The sequence below is a fragment of the Cohaesibacter sp. ES.047 genome (genome assembly GCF_900215505.1).
GTDB lineage: Bacteria > Pseudomonadota > Alphaproteobacteria > Rhizobiales > Cohaesibacteraceae > Cohaesibacter.
Genome location: NZ_LT907844.1, coordinates 549,554 through 563,538 on the forward strand (window position 1 = coordinate 549,554; position 13,985 = coordinate 563,538).

The 13,985-nt window shown below is 51.7% G+C and carries 17 protein-coding genes and 1 tRNA gene; 11 read left to right on the plus strand and 7 right to left on the minus strand.

Features of this window, described 5'->3' with window-relative positions:
- Positions 1–62: 62 nt before the first annotated feature.
- The 3 genes from CPH65_RS02350 (at position 63) to CPH65_RS02360 (ending at position 1,282) form a co-directional block, all read left to right on the plus strand.
- Entirely contained in the window at positions 63–608 is a 546-nt protein-coding gene (locus tag CPH65_RS02350; RefSeq protein WP_096171960.1) for a recombinase family protein, read from the plus strand.
- 111 nt (positions 609–719) lie between these two features.
- Positions 720–998: a type II toxin-antitoxin system ParD family antitoxin gene (locus CPH65_RS02355; RefSeq protein WP_096171961.1), complete on the plus strand. Its 279-nt coding sequence runs from the start codon at positions 720–722 to the stop codon at positions 996–998.
- Complete coding sequence (locus CPH65_RS02360; RefSeq protein ID WP_096171962.1) at positions 980–1,282, plus strand: type II toxin-antitoxin system RelE/ParE family toxin; 303 nt, start codon at positions 980–982, stop codon at positions 1,280–1,282. Before CPH65_RS02355 ends, CPH65_RS02360 begins: the two co-directional genes overlap by 19 nt.
- A gap of 293 nt (positions 1,283–1,575) precedes the next feature.
- On the opposite strand, the gene CPH65_RS02365 is transcribed toward CPH65_RS02360, so the two are convergent.
- The 3 genes from CPH65_RS02365 to CPH65_RS02375 form a co-directional block, all read right to left on the minus strand.
- Complete coding sequence (locus CPH65_RS02365; RefSeq protein WP_157747467.1) at positions 1,576–2,469, minus strand: nucleotidyltransferase; 894 nt, start codon at positions 2,467–2,469, stop codon at positions 1,576–1,578.
- A gap of 11 nt (positions 2,470–2,480) precedes the next feature.
- Complete coding sequence (locus CPH65_RS02370) at positions 2,481–3,422, minus strand: patatin-like phospholipase family protein (protein WP_096171964.1); 942 nt, start codon at positions 3,420–3,422, stop codon at positions 2,481–2,483.
- A gap of 462 nt (positions 3,423–3,884) precedes the next feature.
- A complete protein-coding gene (locus tag CPH65_RS02375; RefSeq protein ID WP_096171965.1) occupies positions 3,885–5,699 on the minus strand; it encodes a DUF262 domain-containing protein in 1,815 nt (604 codons plus the stop codon).
- Between the two features lie 640 nt (positions 5,700–6,339).
- Here CPH65_RS02375 and CPH65_RS02380 point away from each other — a divergent pair.
- The gene (locus CPH65_RS02380; RefSeq protein ID WP_096171966.1) at positions 6,340–6,933 is read left to right on the plus strand and encodes a hypothetical protein; all 594 of its coding nucleotides are present in this window, start codon (positions 6,340–6,342) and stop codon (positions 6,931–6,933) included.
- Between the two features lie 567 nt (positions 6,934–7,500).
- On the opposite strand, the gene CPH65_RS02390 is transcribed toward CPH65_RS02380, so the two are convergent.
- From CPH65_RS02390 to CPH65_RS02400, 3 genes are read right to left on the minus strand one after another with little or no spacing between them, the layout of a single operon-like run.
- Positions 7,501–7,737: a thioredoxin family protein gene (locus CPH65_RS02390; protein WP_096171968.1), complete on the minus strand. Its 237-nt coding sequence runs from the start codon at positions 7,735–7,737 to the stop codon at positions 7,501–7,503.
- Between the two features lie 28 nt (positions 7,738–7,765).
- Positions 7,766–8,851, minus strand: coding sequence for a permease (locus CPH65_RS02395; RefSeq protein ID WP_096171969.1), 1,086 nt, complete (start codon positions 8,849–8,851; stop codon positions 7,766–7,768).
- Positions 8,845–9,216 (minus strand): metalloregulator ArsR/SmtB family transcription factor, encoded by a 372-nt coding sequence (locus CPH65_RS02400; RefSeq protein ID WP_197703946.1) that lies wholly within the window; start codon positions 9,214–9,216, stop codon positions 8,845–8,847. Before CPH65_RS02400 ends, CPH65_RS02395 begins: the two co-directional genes overlap by 7 nt.
- A gap of 86 nt (positions 9,217–9,302) precedes the next feature.
- On the opposite strand from CPH65_RS02400, the gene CPH65_RS02405 reads away from it, so the two are divergent.
- The 5 genes from CPH65_RS02405 to arsC are packed head-to-tail and all read left to right on the plus strand — an operon-like array spanning position 9,303 to position 11,941.
- A complete protein-coding gene (locus CPH65_RS02405) occupies positions 9,303–9,635 on the plus strand; it encodes a helix-turn-helix transcriptional regulator (RefSeq protein WP_096171970.1) in 333 nt (110 codons plus the stop codon).
- Between the two features lie 35 nt (positions 9,636–9,670).
- Positions 9,671–10,189 carry an arsenate reductase ArsC gene (locus tag CPH65_RS02410; protein ID WP_096171971.1) on the plus strand — a complete coding sequence of 173 codons (519 nt, stop codon included), beginning with the start codon at positions 9,671–9,673 and terminating at the stop codon, positions 10,187–10,189.
- Positions 10,180–11,250, plus strand: a complete 1,071-nt coding sequence (arsB, locus tag CPH65_RS02415) for an ACR3 family arsenite efflux transporter (RefSeq protein WP_096171972.1) — start codon at positions 10,180–10,182, stop codon at positions 11,248–11,250. Before CPH65_RS02410 ends, arsB begins: the two co-directional genes overlap by 10 nt.
- Before the next feature lie 21 nt (positions 11,251–11,271).
- Positions 11,272–11,517 carry a hypothetical protein gene (locus CPH65_RS02420; protein ID WP_157747468.1) on the plus strand — a complete coding sequence of 82 codons (246 nt, stop codon included), beginning with the start codon at positions 11,272–11,274 and terminating at the stop codon, positions 11,515–11,517.
- Between the two features lie 19 nt (positions 11,518–11,536).
- The gene (arsC, locus tag CPH65_RS02425; protein ID WP_096171974.1) at positions 11,537–11,941 is read left to right on the plus strand and encodes an arsenate reductase (glutaredoxin); all 405 of its coding nucleotides are present in this window, start codon (positions 11,537–11,539) and stop codon (positions 11,939–11,941) included.
- A gap of 425 nt (positions 11,942–12,366) precedes the next feature.
- Here arsC and CPH65_RS02435 read toward each other — a convergent pair.
- Positions 12,367–12,456 (minus strand) — tRNA-Ser (locus CPH65_RS02435).
- 458 nt (positions 12,457–12,914) lie between these two features.
- Here CPH65_RS02435 and CPH65_RS02440 point away from each other — a divergent pair.
- Together CPH65_RS02440 and msrA are read left to right on the plus strand one after the other, a co-directional pair.
- Positions 12,915–13,235, plus strand: coding sequence for a hypothetical protein (locus CPH65_RS02440; RefSeq protein WP_157747469.1), 321 nt, complete (start codon positions 12,915–12,917; stop codon positions 13,233–13,235).
- A 91-nt stretch (positions 13,236–13,326) separates the two neighbouring features.
- Positions 13,327–13,971 carry a peptide-methionine (S)-S-oxide reductase MsrA gene (gene msrA / locus CPH65_RS02445; protein WP_096176177.1) on the plus strand — a complete coding sequence of 215 codons (645 nt, stop codon included), beginning with the start codon at positions 13,327–13,329 and terminating at the stop codon, positions 13,969–13,971.
- Positions 13,972–13,985: the final 14 nt, after the last annotated feature.

Consider the following 13,985-nt stretch of genomic DNA (forward strand, 5'->3'; position numbering starts at 1 on the left):
TAAATCGGAAATCGCATCATTAATAGACAGCGCGTCTATAAATCGATTTAGGAGACAGTTTCATGCGTCTGTTCGGCTATGCTCGGGTTTCGACCTCCCAACAGTCCCTCGATGGACAGATGAAGGCACTCAAAGAGGCTGGCGTTCGAGAGAACAGGATCTTCTCCGACAAAGCGACCGGCTCCAACCTCAATCGATCCGGACTTGATCTACTCCGCCTCAAGGTGGAAGAAGGCGATGCCATTCTGATCAAGAAGCTGGATCGCCTCGGGCGCAATACAGAAGACATGATTACGCTCATCAAAGAATTCGATGCGATGCGTGTTTCGATCCGGTTTCTGGATGATGGCATCAGCACCGAAGGAACGATGGGAAAGATGGTCGTCACCATCTTATCGGCGGTGGCCGATGCTGAACGGCAAAGGATCCTGGAGCGGACCAATGAGGGGCGGCTGGAAGCAAAAGCCAAAGGCGTTCGTTTTGGTCGTAAGCCAAGCGTGGACCGTAAGGCCGTTCGCTCTCTCCATGCTCAAGGCGTCGGCGCAACCGAGATTGCCAATCGGCTGAAGATCGGTCGTTCAACTGTCTATAAGGTGCTGACGGATTAGAAGCCACCCCCTTTCGGGAAGGCAGCAATCCGAGTAATTGCATATCCCTAGAAATCGGTAGGAATAGTTCTTACCTTGAGCTATAGTGTCTTTAACCGAAGGGATTGAACTATGCCAAGTACCAAACGGTCTTTTATCGTCGGTGATCGCTATGACGCCTTCATTGCTCAACAGATAGAAGAAGGACGTTTCAATAATGCCAGCGAGGTTGTGCGAGCAGGCTTGAGAATGCTTGAGGATTATGAGACACGCCTTGCAGAAGCCCGTGCATTAGTTGATGCAGCAGACGCTGAAATTGCAGCAGGCAAAGGTATCGAATACGCAAACACCCAAAGCCTGACAGAAGACATTATCAAGCGGGGGATGGTGCGATTAGCCCAAAAAGATTAGTTCTTGCCCCCAAAGCGCAAGATGACCTCACGGGGATATTCGTTTACATCGCCCAAGAAGAAGACGTTGGCACAGCAGCAACCTTTGTTGCCGACCTAACAGCCAAAATTCAATGGATTGCCGACACTGACTTCCCCGGCGTTCCTCGCGACTGGATCCGTCCAGGCTTGAAGGCTCTTCCCTATCGCAAACGTTGCATATATTTCCGCACCGATGAAGACACTGTCACCGTTTTGCGCATCATTCACGGACGACAAGACGTTGAGGCGCAGGAGTTTGGATAGGGCACAGAAGGCGAAAGCCGTCATTCAGAGTGTCTTTGAGCGCATCGGGGCTTGGGCAGACCATTCGGGCGGATTGCCGACATTTCCTGCGGATGCGAGATCTCCGGTCCTTCAGGCCAAAGCGGCCATTCGAGGTATCCCGGTTCCAGACCTGGCAGCAGCGGCAAGGTCGGGCGGGGACCGAACCTTCGCTGGAATTGCTGGAGTGGGGCCGCGTGCAGACAATCAGCAGCTGGACTGGGCAACACGAACGCGTCACACAACAATTTCAATTCTTTGTCCGGAGCTGGCCTTCAGAAGTCATTCCAGAACTGCTTAAATGCCTCCATGAAAGTGTTGTGATTATCCGGCGACCAGCACACCGAATGCCCTTGGCGGAGTAGCCAATGGATGCCGTTGGCGCAGGTAAGCTGTGATTTGTCCTGTATCCCGTAAATGTGGTTGAAGCAGTTGATGACCGTCTGCTGGAAGTTGGTGCCAAAAAGGTTGTTGGGCACGTTGTAGAGCATGCCCTCCAAGAAGTATGAAGGGGCAATTCCATCCTGCAACCGTCCCTCGTTGATCATTCGGTTCCGGATGTTCTTGAATATGCGCACCGTGGGCTTGAAATAGCCGTTCGTGTTCTGGTGTTTGGTTGTGCAGTTGGAGGAGTGCTGCTTGGGGTAATTGATGATCTGCTCGCCGTCCTTGGACCAAAACATGATACCTTCAAGGTACGACGGATTTCCGTTGGCCGGATAGTTGTGGTAAATGCGGTGCTCTGCGCAAGCTAGCACATCTGCATCACGGCGGTTATTGTTGCCGGGGACGTAGATCGCCTTGCTGCCGGCTTTGACACCTTGGCCAAGGTTCTTGGTCAGCCAATCCGTCACCTCTTCCTTGAACGTTCCTAGCGAGTATTCCGCCGTCGAGCGGTTTTGGTCGTAGTTGGCTTTGTCACCCTGAGAGAGAGCGTCCGTGTCGGAATAAAATACTGACGTGAGCCGAATGACTACATCCACGTCACTGTCGGCCCAAACGTTCGTATCGTTACCATACGAACCCTGCAGAAAGGTGTCGAAGCTCTTCAGACAATACGGCGATCCTGTGTCGTTGAGTACACCGCTGATCGTCTTGTAAGTGGCTGCTGACTGCTGGATGCTCCCTTGAGCCGACCACGTTTCCAACTGGTTCTCATTAACAGCCATTTTAGTATCCATTACAGGAGAAATTTTTTCAGGGTGGCTTCGTTATTTGCGTAGGATTCCCGCCCGCGTTGGCGCAATATATTCAGCTTCTTCAGGTCGTGTTCGAACAGATCTGTTGCCATCTCCGGTTGCTCGAAGGTGTCGTTGACCCGCACCGTCGGCACGTCTTTGAAAAGGATGGTACGGAGCTGGTCCATTGACTGCGTGTTGATTTCCAGTGTCTTTTGCAGGAGTTGCACGCTGAGCAGGTACTTCGCCCACCACATCTTGCTGAAGAGAGAGGGCTTTGGGCTCGGATATATCCCAACGCCGATGCTGACCACCCTGAGATATTGGCGGGGAACGTTCAGGCTGCCGGTTGCATCAGCAATTGCGTACAGAGTCGGGTTATTGGCACAATACCCTCCATCGACTAACTCCACCTCGTCGCCGTCTGCGGTAGTGATGGTTTTGGGAGAGAAGAAGGGGTAGGCAGAGCAAGAAGCTTGCACGGCGTCGCCTATGGTCACGCCGAAACCCGGAAGGAAGGTCCCTTTTCGGCCGTGGGCCTGTTCCATGCTACCTTTGAAGATCATGGGGCGCTCGATGGCCCATTTCGTGGTCACGATGCCTACCGCCGTCTTTACGGCGTCAAACTTCTGATCATTGAAGATTTCCTTTGCTAACGCCGCCAGCTTGGCCGACTTCTGTTCAGGCGTCTTGAGCCGCATAATCTCTGGTACATACGTTTTGTAGTGCATATGGATTTCATCGACTGACATTCCAACTGCGATCATTGACGCAATGATGGCTCCGGTGCTGGTGCCAAATACCAGGTCGAATTTTTCGTGAAGTCTGCAGCCGACAAGCCCTTCAATTTCGGCAAGGACGCCAAGCGTGTAGAACCCCTTTGCACCACCGCCGTCTAGGCTGAGGATACGATATGGCCCGATTCTTTGCTTTGAGTCGGTCAAGCGACGGCCCTCCAAGAATGCAACTATAACTGAATTCTGGAGTCCGGCCAGAAAGGTGATCGATTGTCCACAGTATACCTGCTGGAGTAGGCTGCGACTGAGCCATGGACCAGCTTTGGCTGCAGATTTTAAAGATGCCAGTTAACATCGCCGTCGGTACAACCGCCTCCGATCAGGATGCCCTTTTTCATCAGAGACGACTAAAACCCGATTGCGGGCGCAACAGATAGGTAAGGCGCATTGTCTTCGCGAACCACTTTCAAGGATCAGCTGCTGGGCCTGATGAAGCGCTACCACGACATCCGCTTTCAGTGCCCAAGGTCTGCTTAGGGGCCGAGGCTGCTGTTCATAAGCCTTGATAACTGTTCGTAAACACGGATTAGCACAACAAAGCATGCTCAGAAATTGGAACCCAAAACAAACCATAAAAGGGTAGTGCAGCGAACACCAACGTTAAGCGGTTCACTCTGTCAGCCGGTCAGGTGACCAGATCAGAGCCGCGAGGGCGCAGTACAGGTTGGAGCGTTGCTCGATTTCCTTCCACCCGAATTTCTTATGGGATTCAAACGCCATTTTATGCGTCTTTATTGCCTTCAGCACACCGGGATTGTTCTTGTAGAAATCCGGATGCAGCGATTGGGAGAGCGCATTGGCTTTTAGGTAATGCGGCAGCTTCTTCCTATACGGATCATCTCCGAGGCTGGCGTTCACCTTCTTGGGCAACAGCAGCAGCCCGCCAATATAGTTGCGCCATTCCTCAAATGCTGCGGCGTCCTCGAACTCGTCAGTGAACATCTCAAACTTGTCGGCGAGGATGTGTTCAACCTCATAAGCGTTCTTGCCGGAGCGGACGATGTAATCCTCGTACCTCCCTGGCTCCCCTGCTTGCCGTTCCAGCCAGTCGGTGAAGCGGGCCAATTGCCGGTGGATCGCTTTGGAGGTGAACTGATTGAGCCGCACCGAGTATTCGAAGTCGATCTCTTCGAACTCTTCCTCCAGCCGTTTGTGAAGCGCCTGCCGCACCTCGGCTAATGTCTTGCCCCGGATGCTGCGGATCACGGTGAAGGCTGCATACTGCATCTGGGAATAGCTGTTGGATTTGTAGTTCCAGAAGCGGACGTTCAGCCAACTATCGATGAAGTCGGCAACAACGCCCATCTTGGCTTTGGCGGTGTCTTTGTCGTCATCCGCATTCACCGCCGAGAGGATGATATGGTACTGGAGCGTGAAGCCCGCATCGGCGTTGTACTTGACACTCTCCAGCCCCTTCTTGCGGGTGGCCGACGCCTTGAGGAGCCGCAAATATAGGTCCGCGAAGATGCGCATGTTCTTGATGACGAACTGGTAGAAATCATCGCTTGCGTTCAGCCCCACCTCTTTGGCGTTGTTGCGTATCCAGCGGTGATACTCCGTGCCGATCAGCTCGAAGTCTTCGTTCTTGGCTTCCTTTTTTCGCTCCCTTATCCTCTTGGCATATTGCGACCGCAGCCAGGCTTTGAAGAAGTCTGCCTCGGTGTTGTCGCCAAACTCGGCGAACTTGGTCAGGTAAGATTTGATCAGCTTGTCCGCTTCAAGCCGCTTGTCCGGGTCTTCGATATTGGCCAGAAGATAGCCCTTGAGCATATCTGTAGGGGTTAGGGAAAGGCCCCTGTCGTTCATCGTCTCGAAGATCGTGTAAGCGTCGCCATCGTCGTTCGCGGTGATCTCGATCAGCTTCACGTTTCGAATGATCCACCAGATGAACATGTTGAGTTCGTCAGGCGACATGGACTTCGGGAAGATGTCATCGAGATCGTCGTAACGGTCCACCAGATTGCGAACAGAGTCGGATTTGCCCTCGGGGTTGTAGCTTTCGCCATTAAGAAGGGCTGACATGCAGTCGTTACGTTCCGGGATATCAAGCTTGAACTTGGGGCCACCTGGGTCCTCGTCAAAGACCAGCTGCTCGATCTTGTTGACCTTCTTCGTGTGGTCCTGCTGCAGATGGTTCAGATAGATCAAAAGCAGCGTCAACGTCGTTATGCGCTGTTGTCCATCAACGATGTTGCGCACATCGCTCGCCTTGCTGATAACAATGGAGCCGAGGAAGTATTTCGACTGCTTTTCCAGTGGTATGCCGGGGGTCCAGGTCTGCGCAAACTGGCCGTAAAGGTCATCAACTAGTTCTTGAAGCTGCTTTCGCTTCCACCGGTATTCACGCTGGTAGTAGTCGATCCCAAATGCAGACCCAGAAAGCAGTACTTCGAGTGTTTTATCGTCACCTTGGATATCCTGCATTGTGCTGCCTCTTTTGGTGGAAATCGAATAATCGTTTTAATACCATCCAGACTATTATACAACTTTATCTAATTGGTAAAAAATCAACAAGCGGAGTGTTAAATGCGCCTCTGTGGAGACGCCATCTTGACCCAGCTCGTTCGAGCCCACCGCATAACCTCCTATTCACCCAAAATTCTTTTGTCTGATTTGGTTAGCAACTTCTTGAATCTTGTATCACCAGAAAATGGCGGCTCTCGTCCCTGTTTGCAAAGACACTTTTGGCGGCATCGGAATGCTGAGTTGCCCTCAATACCCGACAGGTATTTTCCGCTTTCAGTCCACGGAAAATGTTGCGGTTTGAATGAATGGCAGCAATGGGAAAATCACCTCGAGGTTCATGAAGACTGGCGAGAATCCGCTAATGAGATGTTGCAACGCGGGATCAATTCGCTAATGAATGCCGGCAAAGGGCCGCGATTGAAAATCGCTTGCTTGCTGGGCGATTGTCAAATTCAGGCGTGCCGACTCTGTCTGGTTCGAGCCCAACTCAACTATTTGACACATTGCAGCGAGCGTCTTGTAACGTTTAGGTTGTAATATTGCACCATCTCCCCACTCATCTGTTAATTCTCTAGGAAATCCAATCGGAGTCATCCATATGAACATTGAAGCTTGCGTTGATGATTACAAACGTATTTACCGCCCGCTCTCGCAAGTCGAGAAGGACTTCTATTCGAAGCAACAAACCCTCTCAAATGTGATAAGTGTGGCTGCAAATTGCCGATGCTCCAACGGTAAGAAGCACACACATCAGAATCGTATTCCAGTCTCGGTCCTACGTGAGGCCGAACAACAATTACTTGCCCATCAGGATACCCTAAAAGCTGCTCAGGACTTCGCAACATTGCATGGTCGGATTGATACCCTCATTGGGTCGATCAAAGGTATCGGCGAACTTGCAGTCTATGATATCGCTTATCGCATTGCTGCTTTCCTCAGATTTGAACCGGATCAAGTATACCTTCACGCGGGTACGCGTGAAGGTGCCGCAGCGCTCGGGTTTTCCGGCAGATTGATCGAAAAGCATCAGCTACCCGCATTCGCACAGCTGACTGCGGCAGAAATTGAAGATTGCCTTTGTATCTATAAAGATGATCTTTCTGGGCAAGGTAATTCTTCTGCCTTGTGCAGCGGTGAAACGAGGGTGTCAGCCTGTAAACCGACTAAGGCTCGGTCAAAACGCGGCTGCTAAGCCTTCTTGCTCGCGTCTGATGCAGGGCATAGGGCATTGATCTTGGTTAAGACCAGTGAGCCGCGTAGATATCACAAACTCTGAGCTTCAGCCGAAAGCGATCCTTCGAACAACGATATTTTTGTCCGCCCAAAATGCTGCAAAATGAACGAATGGCTGCAATGGAGAAGCAGGCTTTTAGGATGTAATCCCTAGCGAATGTCGCCTATGGTCCGCGATTGCAAATCACCAGCCTGGATGAGCGTTTTCACATGATGATGCACCGCAGCAGTCCGCAAGGAGCCCAAGTTGGACATTGAAATTGGAGGGACCTTTTGCATGCGCGAAAGGGGCACCCGGAAACCGCGGCCCAATCCGGTCATTCAGTTTTCGTTATGATCCTAGAAGCGATATCCTTATTTCGGACATTCGAACAAACCGCTGCAATTTCAACACCCTGATTGAAAGTGGCGGCCTCAACCTGTCATTCAGCACATTGGAAACCAATGTATGATTTGGGATCAAAAGCTGAAGCAAGAGGTAGTACCACGATATGATATGACCTCTGGCCTTCTCTATCCGCAGCATTCAGCCTTTTAGCCAACCTTCGAGTTTGCTCTCATCGGGCAGACCACCAGAATGAACCAGCTTACCATCGACCGAAATGCCGGGTGTCGACATTACACCAGCCATGGCAATTTCTTTCGGATCGGTGACTTTATCAATAGTGGCTTCAAGGCCGAGCTTTTCTGCTGCATCACGCATCATCTGAGCGGTTGTTTCGCACCGTTTGCAGCCGGGACCATAGACCTTTACCTGTTTCATATCAGTGTCTTTCCTTGATTTTGTGTATCTAGAATATCGCGTTGAAGAGGAACCCGACGGCCAATATGCCGCAGCTCACCACTGCAATGAAAACCGCGATTAGGCGAAGCGTCAGAACTTGCCTGAGGATCAGCATCTCGGGCATCGAAAGTGCGATCACGCTCATCATGAAAGCAAGGACGGTCCCGAGCGCAGCCCCCTTGCCCAGCAATGCCTCGACAATGGGAATGACGCCTGCCGCATTGGTGTAAAGGGGAACGCCCATCACAACGGCAACCGGGACCGACCACCAGGCATCAGCGCCCATAATGTCAATCATCAAATCCTGCGGAACATAACCGTGGATGAGAGCGCCAACACCAATACCGAGGATGATCCATAGCCAGACCTTGGCAAGAATCTCCTTCACCGCTTCAAAGCCCAATTTATAGCGGTCATGAAGGGTAAGGTTTTCTGCTGCAAAGTCAGTTGGGGCATTGGCTCCTGAATGGATTTCACGAACCCAATCCTGCAGCCATCCTTCGAGTTTGAGTTTGCCGATGATCCAACCCGCGACGATGGCGATCCCCAATCCGAAGAAGAGGTAGGTCAGAGCAACATTCCAACCCACGAGCCCGACAAGAAGGATGAGAGCGACCTCATTGACCATCGGAGCCGCAATCAGAAAGGAGAATGTGACACCGAGCGGCACGCCGGCCGAGACGAAACCGATAAACAGAGGCACGGCGGAGCAGGAGCAGAATGGTGTCAGAATACCCAGTCCCGCAGACAGTACATTGCCGACCCCCTCTCGCTTGCCGGAGAGAAGCGCTCTGGTTTTTTCCGCACTAAACCAGGACCGCACAACCCCCATGGCAAACACGATGAGGGTCAGAAGCATCAGGACCTTGGGGACATCATAGAAGAAGAAGGCAATGGCTTCGCCTGTGTGGCTATGACGCTCGATGGGAAAGAGTGAAGTGATGGCTTCAGAGAGAGGAATGAGCTGATTGTAGACTACCCACCAAAGGCCAATCGCTACGACTGTTCCCAGAATGAGCAAGACTGGTCCTTGTTTGCCAGATTTTGAAACCGAATTGCCAGTACCATCCGCCGTAGATGTAGCTTCTAACATGCTTCCTTCTCCTTCAGGCCGCAGCGAACTGGCGGCCTTTCAACTGTTTTGAGGCGCTCACAATCAACGGCATATTGAGGGTCTTGTTTAACCCCCTCAATTGCTGCGCTAATCGATTGCTTGGCCCAATCCGGAATGTCGTTGGCAATTGAATACAAAACCCACTGGGCTTCTCGGCGACTATCAACAAGATTGGCCTCATTGAGTGCGCGACAATGACGGGAAATTTTGGGCTGTGACATCTCCAACGCCTCGACCAACTCGCAGACGCAAAGCTCGGTTTCATGCGCAATCAGAGCCAAAATCCTCAGGCGGATCGGATCAGACAGAGCGCCAAATATGTTTGTTATCTTATCCATAATCATGTATATATACCAAATCGAATATACTAGTCAATGCATATTCCCCAAAGCGTATTGACAAAAAACAACCTTTCAATTATTCATGAAATATGGAAACAAATGATGCAGCAAACATTTTCGCAAGTCTGAGCCAACCAACCCGGCTGGACGTCTTTAGATTGCTTATTAAGGCGGGGCCTGAGGGCATGTCATCAGGTGACCTAGGTGAGCATTTGGGGGTAAAGCCGAACACCATGTCGGTAAACCTGAAGCAACTCCTCCATTCAGGTCTTGTCCGCAATCAAAGGCACGGAAGGCAGATTTACTATTACGCAGATATGAATGCCGTAGGTGGACTGCTGTCATACCTTCTTCAGGACTGTTGTGGAGGAAGGCCTGAGCTTTGCGATGCTGTCATCAATGAAGTTGCCTGTTCTTGCTAGAACAATCGAAACGAAGTTCTTTTGAGGAAACGACAATGAGCGAACAGATTTACAATGTGCTGTTTCTGTGTACCGGTAACTCTGCCCGGTCGATCATGGCCGAAGCCATCATGAATCGGGTTGGGCAAGGCCGGTTTCAAGCCTACTCAGCAGGTTCGACACCGACAGGGGAGGTTCATCCCCGGACATTAGCATTGCTGAAGAGAATGAATTTCGACACCGGCTTTGCTCGTTCCAAAAGTTGGGATGAGTTCGCAGTGCCGGAAGCTCCTAAGTTGGATTTTGTTTTCACGGTTTGCGACAACGCAGCCGGAGAAGTGTGCCCAATTTGGCCGGGCCAGCCGATGACAGCCCATTGGGGCGTTCCCGACCCTGCGCATATCGAAGGCACGGATACCGAAATTGCTCTGGCATTCTCAGATTCCTACAGGATGCTATTTTCAAGAATTTCGATCTTCACGGCCCTTCCTTTGGCTAGCATTGACCGCATGTCTCTTCAGACAAAACTTGATGAAATCGGAAAATCAAAAGAGAAAGCTGACGAATGTCCGTAGATGCAAATACCAGCGCCAACACTTCCGAACCTGGGGGAATTGGCTTTTTTGAGAAATGGTTGTCCATATGGGTCGCCCTGTCGATTGCGGCAGGATTGATCCTTGGCGAACTTTTCCCAAGCCTGTTTGGAACACTTGCGGCACTTGAATATGCCCATGTCAATCTTGTGGTCGCTGTGCTCATCTGGGCGATGGTCTATCCGATGATGGTGTCGGTCGATTTCTCCAGCATCAGCCATGTGGCTGATGAGCCGAAGGGACTGTTGATCACGCTCGTAGTCAACTGGCTGATCAAGCCTTTTACGATGGCCGTTCTGGGCGTTGTATTTTTCAAGTATCTGTTCGCAGGTATGATGTCCGCGGCTGATGCAGATTCCTATATAGCGGGTCTTATTCTGCTTGGAGCTGCTCCCTGTACCGCGATGGTCTTTGTGTGGTCTCAGCTTACTCGCGGTGATGCCAACTACACCCTCGTTCAGGTCAGTGTGAACGATTTAATCATGGTGGTCGCATACGCGCCTATAGTCGCTCTTCTTTTGGGCGTCACGGATATTCCTGTGCCTTGGGACACACTGATCCTAAGTGTCGTTCTGTATGTGGTTGTGCCGCTGGTTGCCGGTTACCTGACGCGCAAGGCTCTTGTATCAGGCAGCAAAACCGATGAAGCAGTCGCTCAGTTCACTTCCAAACTGAAGCCAATCTCCGTGATCGGACTCTTGGCAACCGTGGTTCTGCTCTTCGGCTTCCAAGGCGGTGTCATTCTATCCCGGCCCATCCTCATTGCGCTGATTGCGATCCCGCTATTACTGCAATCCTACGGCATTTTTGCCATTGCCTATGTTGCAGCATGGGTCATGAAAGTGCCATTCAGAATCGCGGCCCCTTGCGCACTCATTGGAACCTCTAATTTCTTTGAACTGGCCGTTGCGGTCGCTATCGGCCTTTTCGGTCTTAACTCAGGAGCCGCTTTGGCCACTGTCGTAGGTGTTCTTGTTGAAGTGCCGGTGATGCTTTCCCTCGTTGCATTCGCAAACAGGACCCGCCAGCACTTTCCGGCATAAGGAAAATGAAAGGGATCGACTATGGCACAACATAAGCACTGCTATGGAACTATGTTTCACGACAGTCTGCATTTTGAAACAAACGAGAATATGGCAGGAAAGGTCTTTTCATTCGAAGTTGAAAATGCTGGCCTCACACGCTCAGATCGCCGTGTCAAAGCCAGTATTCCAGAATGGGATGAGTGTCGATCATGTGAAGAGTTTGATCATTGCTACAAACTTTGCGTTGCCAAGCTGATGCTGGAAACCGCCATAGCGAGACGTTGATCGAAGAAAGAAACAAACAATGACCGTTGTAATTCATCACAATCCCGATTGCGGAACGTCCCGCAACGTCTTGGAGATCATCAAAATGACCGGCAACCAGCCAGTCGTCATCGAATATCTCAACGATGGTTGGACAAAGCCACAGCTAATTGCTCTTTTTGCCGCGGCAAATCTCTCACCGAGAAAGGCTCTGAGAACTTCAAAATCGCCAGCTGAGGAGTTGGGGTTGACCGATCCATCTGTTTCAGATGATGAGATTATGGAAAAAATGTTGACGCATCCGGTTCTCGTTAATCGCCCGATCGTTTGCACTCCCAAAGGCGTCAGGCTATGTCGGCCATCTGAAGCCGTGTTTGAATTGTTGGATGTTGCCTCCGGCACTGAATTCGTGAAGGAAGATGGAGAGAAAGTCGTCGTTCCATGATCTATGAGGTGGCTCGAACTAGACGTATCGAGCCACCCTTCCTGCAGTAGAAGCTAGCTCTTCGGATAGACCAAAAGAATTTTCGAAGGACCGCTTTTGCCCGCTATATTGGTGATCCAGCACTTGAGGCGAAGGACCGGTTTCCGCCCGGAACAGACCTGCGTGAAGCTGGCACAAAACCGCTCGTTGCAATTCGCGTAAATCGACCAGCGCCGAGCTACTTGGTTTGAATACATCCATTGCCGATTGAAGCGTACCGTCAGCTCCACTCAACATGAAAGAATTGAAGAAAACCGTGGAAAGGACCATAGACCTTTGCATAGGTTTGTGTAGCAAAATGTGTAGCAAATTTGGGGGATCTTGCGGGAGCACTAGCACCAAGCGATTGAATTTACTATATAAATTCCAATTTTTCGCTTGAAAAATGGCGGAGAGACAGGGATTCGAACCCTGGAGACGGTTACCCGCCTACACGCGTTCCAGGCGTGCGCCTTCGACCACTCGGCCACCTCTCCGTACCAAAGTGTGGGCGCACTATAGCCAAAAAATGAACGAACGCAAGCCACTAAACCGCGGCTGTTGACAGATTGTCATCGTTTTCCGACTTACCCTGTTTTAGCCCGCGCTCAACGGATCGAAAATTGCCGTTAGGATTTGTTTTCTCGTGCTTTTCTTTCCTCGAGACAGGATTCGTCTCAAGTCCGATTTGTTGCCCCATCTCGTGCTGTCTGTCGCAGCCACTAATGCAAGGCGGCCGATGACACGTCCCTTTGATCAGCCTTGATCACTCGATCGCACCAGATGGCATAGCATCAAGCGGTTTGGTACAGCGCTTTTGCGTGCGATTTGTCATGCTTGGCCTGCGGTGCAGCCTTCTGGAAATCCGCCAAGACTGTTGTTTCCGGAGCCCAAACAGCTTATGAAAAGTGCATGGGCGTTCTGGTCCGGCGTGTCATCAAAGGTGTGGGATCTTATGCGATTTATCCGATTTATCTTTACCTTCGTGGGGTTGTGGACCTGCGCGCTGGCGCTGCTGGCGTTGGTCCTTGACGGTGTGCGCTCGATCGCCGCCAACGAAGTGGTGATGAAATCCCTCGGCGCGACCTGGTTCGAAATCGACACAGCCAGCCTCAATCTCACGCAAGCGGTCATTCAGCGCAATGTGCATCCGTTCCTCTGGGATCCGTTGATGCAGTGGGTCCTGATGATGCCGGCGTGGCTTGTGGCCGCACTCGTGGGTCTGTTTTTCATCTGGCTTGGCCGCAAACGTCGCCCAAAAGTGATCCGGGTGTGAAAGTGATCCGGGTGTGACTGGCATTCCGCGTTGACCGACCCTATCTTGAGGACAGGTTCAACACATGCTGCCTATTTGGCAAAGGATGCTCATGTTCGGATTCATGCAGAAGAAACTCGAGATGCCCAGCGCGGAGAACGCACTTCCGGGCCGCCCGGCACCCCTTCCGACCGCTGAAACGCACTTCGTCCTTGGTACGGCCCTCAAGGGTCCCTTCCCGGACGGGCATGAAAAGGCATTGCTCGGGCTTGGCTGCTTCTGGGGTGCAGAACGGCTGTTCTGGCAGATGGACGGCGTTCATGTCACGGCGGTTGGTTATGCGGGCGGTCACACGCCCAATCCCACCTATGAAGAGGTTTGCTCTGGCGGCACCGGCCATACGGAGGCTGTTCTTGTGGTCTTTGACCCGAACGTGCTGAGTTATGAAGCGCTGCTGGCCACCTTCTGGGAAGCGCATGACCCGACCCAGGGCATGCGTCAGGGCAACGACGTGGGCACGCAATATCGTTCTGCCATCTATACCTATTCGGATGCACAGGCCGAGATCGCCCGTGCGTCACGCGCACGCTATGAAGACCAGTTGAAGGCCGAACGGTTCGGCGCAATCACCAGTGAGATCGCTCCTGCTGGCCCCTTCTATTATGCCGAAGACTATCATCAGCAGTATCTGGCCAAGAACCCCAACGGCTATTGCGGCATCGGCGGCACGGGCGTTACCTGCCCGCTGCCTGCCTGATGGACACCTGATTG

Coding starts and splice junctions, on each gene's coding strand:
- CPH65_RS02350 (WP_096171960.1), top strand. CDS start 63: ATGCGTCTGTTCGGCTATGCTCGGGTTTCGACCTCCCAACAGTCCCTC.
- CPH65_RS02355 (WP_096171961.1), top strand. CDS start 720: ATGCCAAGTACCAAACGGTCTTTTATCGTCGGTGATCGCTATGACGCC.
- CPH65_RS02365 (WP_157747467.1), bottom strand. CDS start 2,469: ATGGCTGTTAATGAGAACCAGTTGGAAACGTGGTCGGCTCAAGGGAGC.
- CPH65_RS02375 (WP_096171965.1), bottom strand. CDS start 5,699: ATGCAGGATATCCAAGGTGACGATAAAACACTCGAAGTACTGCTTTCT.
- CPH65_RS02380 (WP_096171966.1), top strand. CDS start 6,340: ATGAACATTGAAGCTTGCGTTGATGATTACAAACGTATTTACCGCCCG.
- CPH65_RS02390 (WP_096171968.1), bottom strand. CDS start 7,737: ATGAAACAGGTAAAGGTCTATGGTCCCGGCTGCAAACGGTGCGAAACA.
- CPH65_RS02395 (WP_096171969.1), bottom strand. CDS start 8,851: ATGTTAGAAGCTACATCTACGGCGGATGGTACTGGCAATTCGGTTTCA.
- CPH65_RS02400 (WP_197703946.1), bottom strand. CDS start 9,216: ATGATTATGGATAAGATAACAAACATATTTGGCGCTCTGTCTGATCCG.
- CPH65_RS02405 (WP_096171970.1), top strand. CDS start 9,303: ATGGAAACAAATGATGCAGCAAACATTTTCGCAAGTCTGAGCCAACCA.
- CPH65_RS02410 (WP_096171971.1), top strand. CDS start 9,671: ATGAGCGAACAGATTTACAATGTGCTGTTTCTGTGTACCGGTAACTCT.
- arsB (WP_096171972.1), top strand. CDS start 10,180: ATGTCCGTAGATGCAAATACCAGCGCCAACACTTCCGAACCTGGGGGA.
- CPH65_RS02420 (WP_157747468.1), top strand. CDS start 11,272: ATGGCACAACATAAGCACTGCTATGGAACTATGTTTCACGACAGTCTG.
- arsC (WP_096171974.1), top strand. CDS start 11,537: ATGACCGTTGTAATTCATCACAATCCCGATTGCGGAACGTCCCGCAAC.
- CPH65_RS02440 (WP_157747469.1), top strand. CDS start 12,915: ATGCGATTTATCCGATTTATCTTTACCTTCGTGGGGTTGTGGACCTGC.
- msrA (WP_096176177.1), top strand. CDS start 13,327: ATGTTCGGATTCATGCAGAAGAAACTCGAGATGCCCAGCGCGGAGAAC.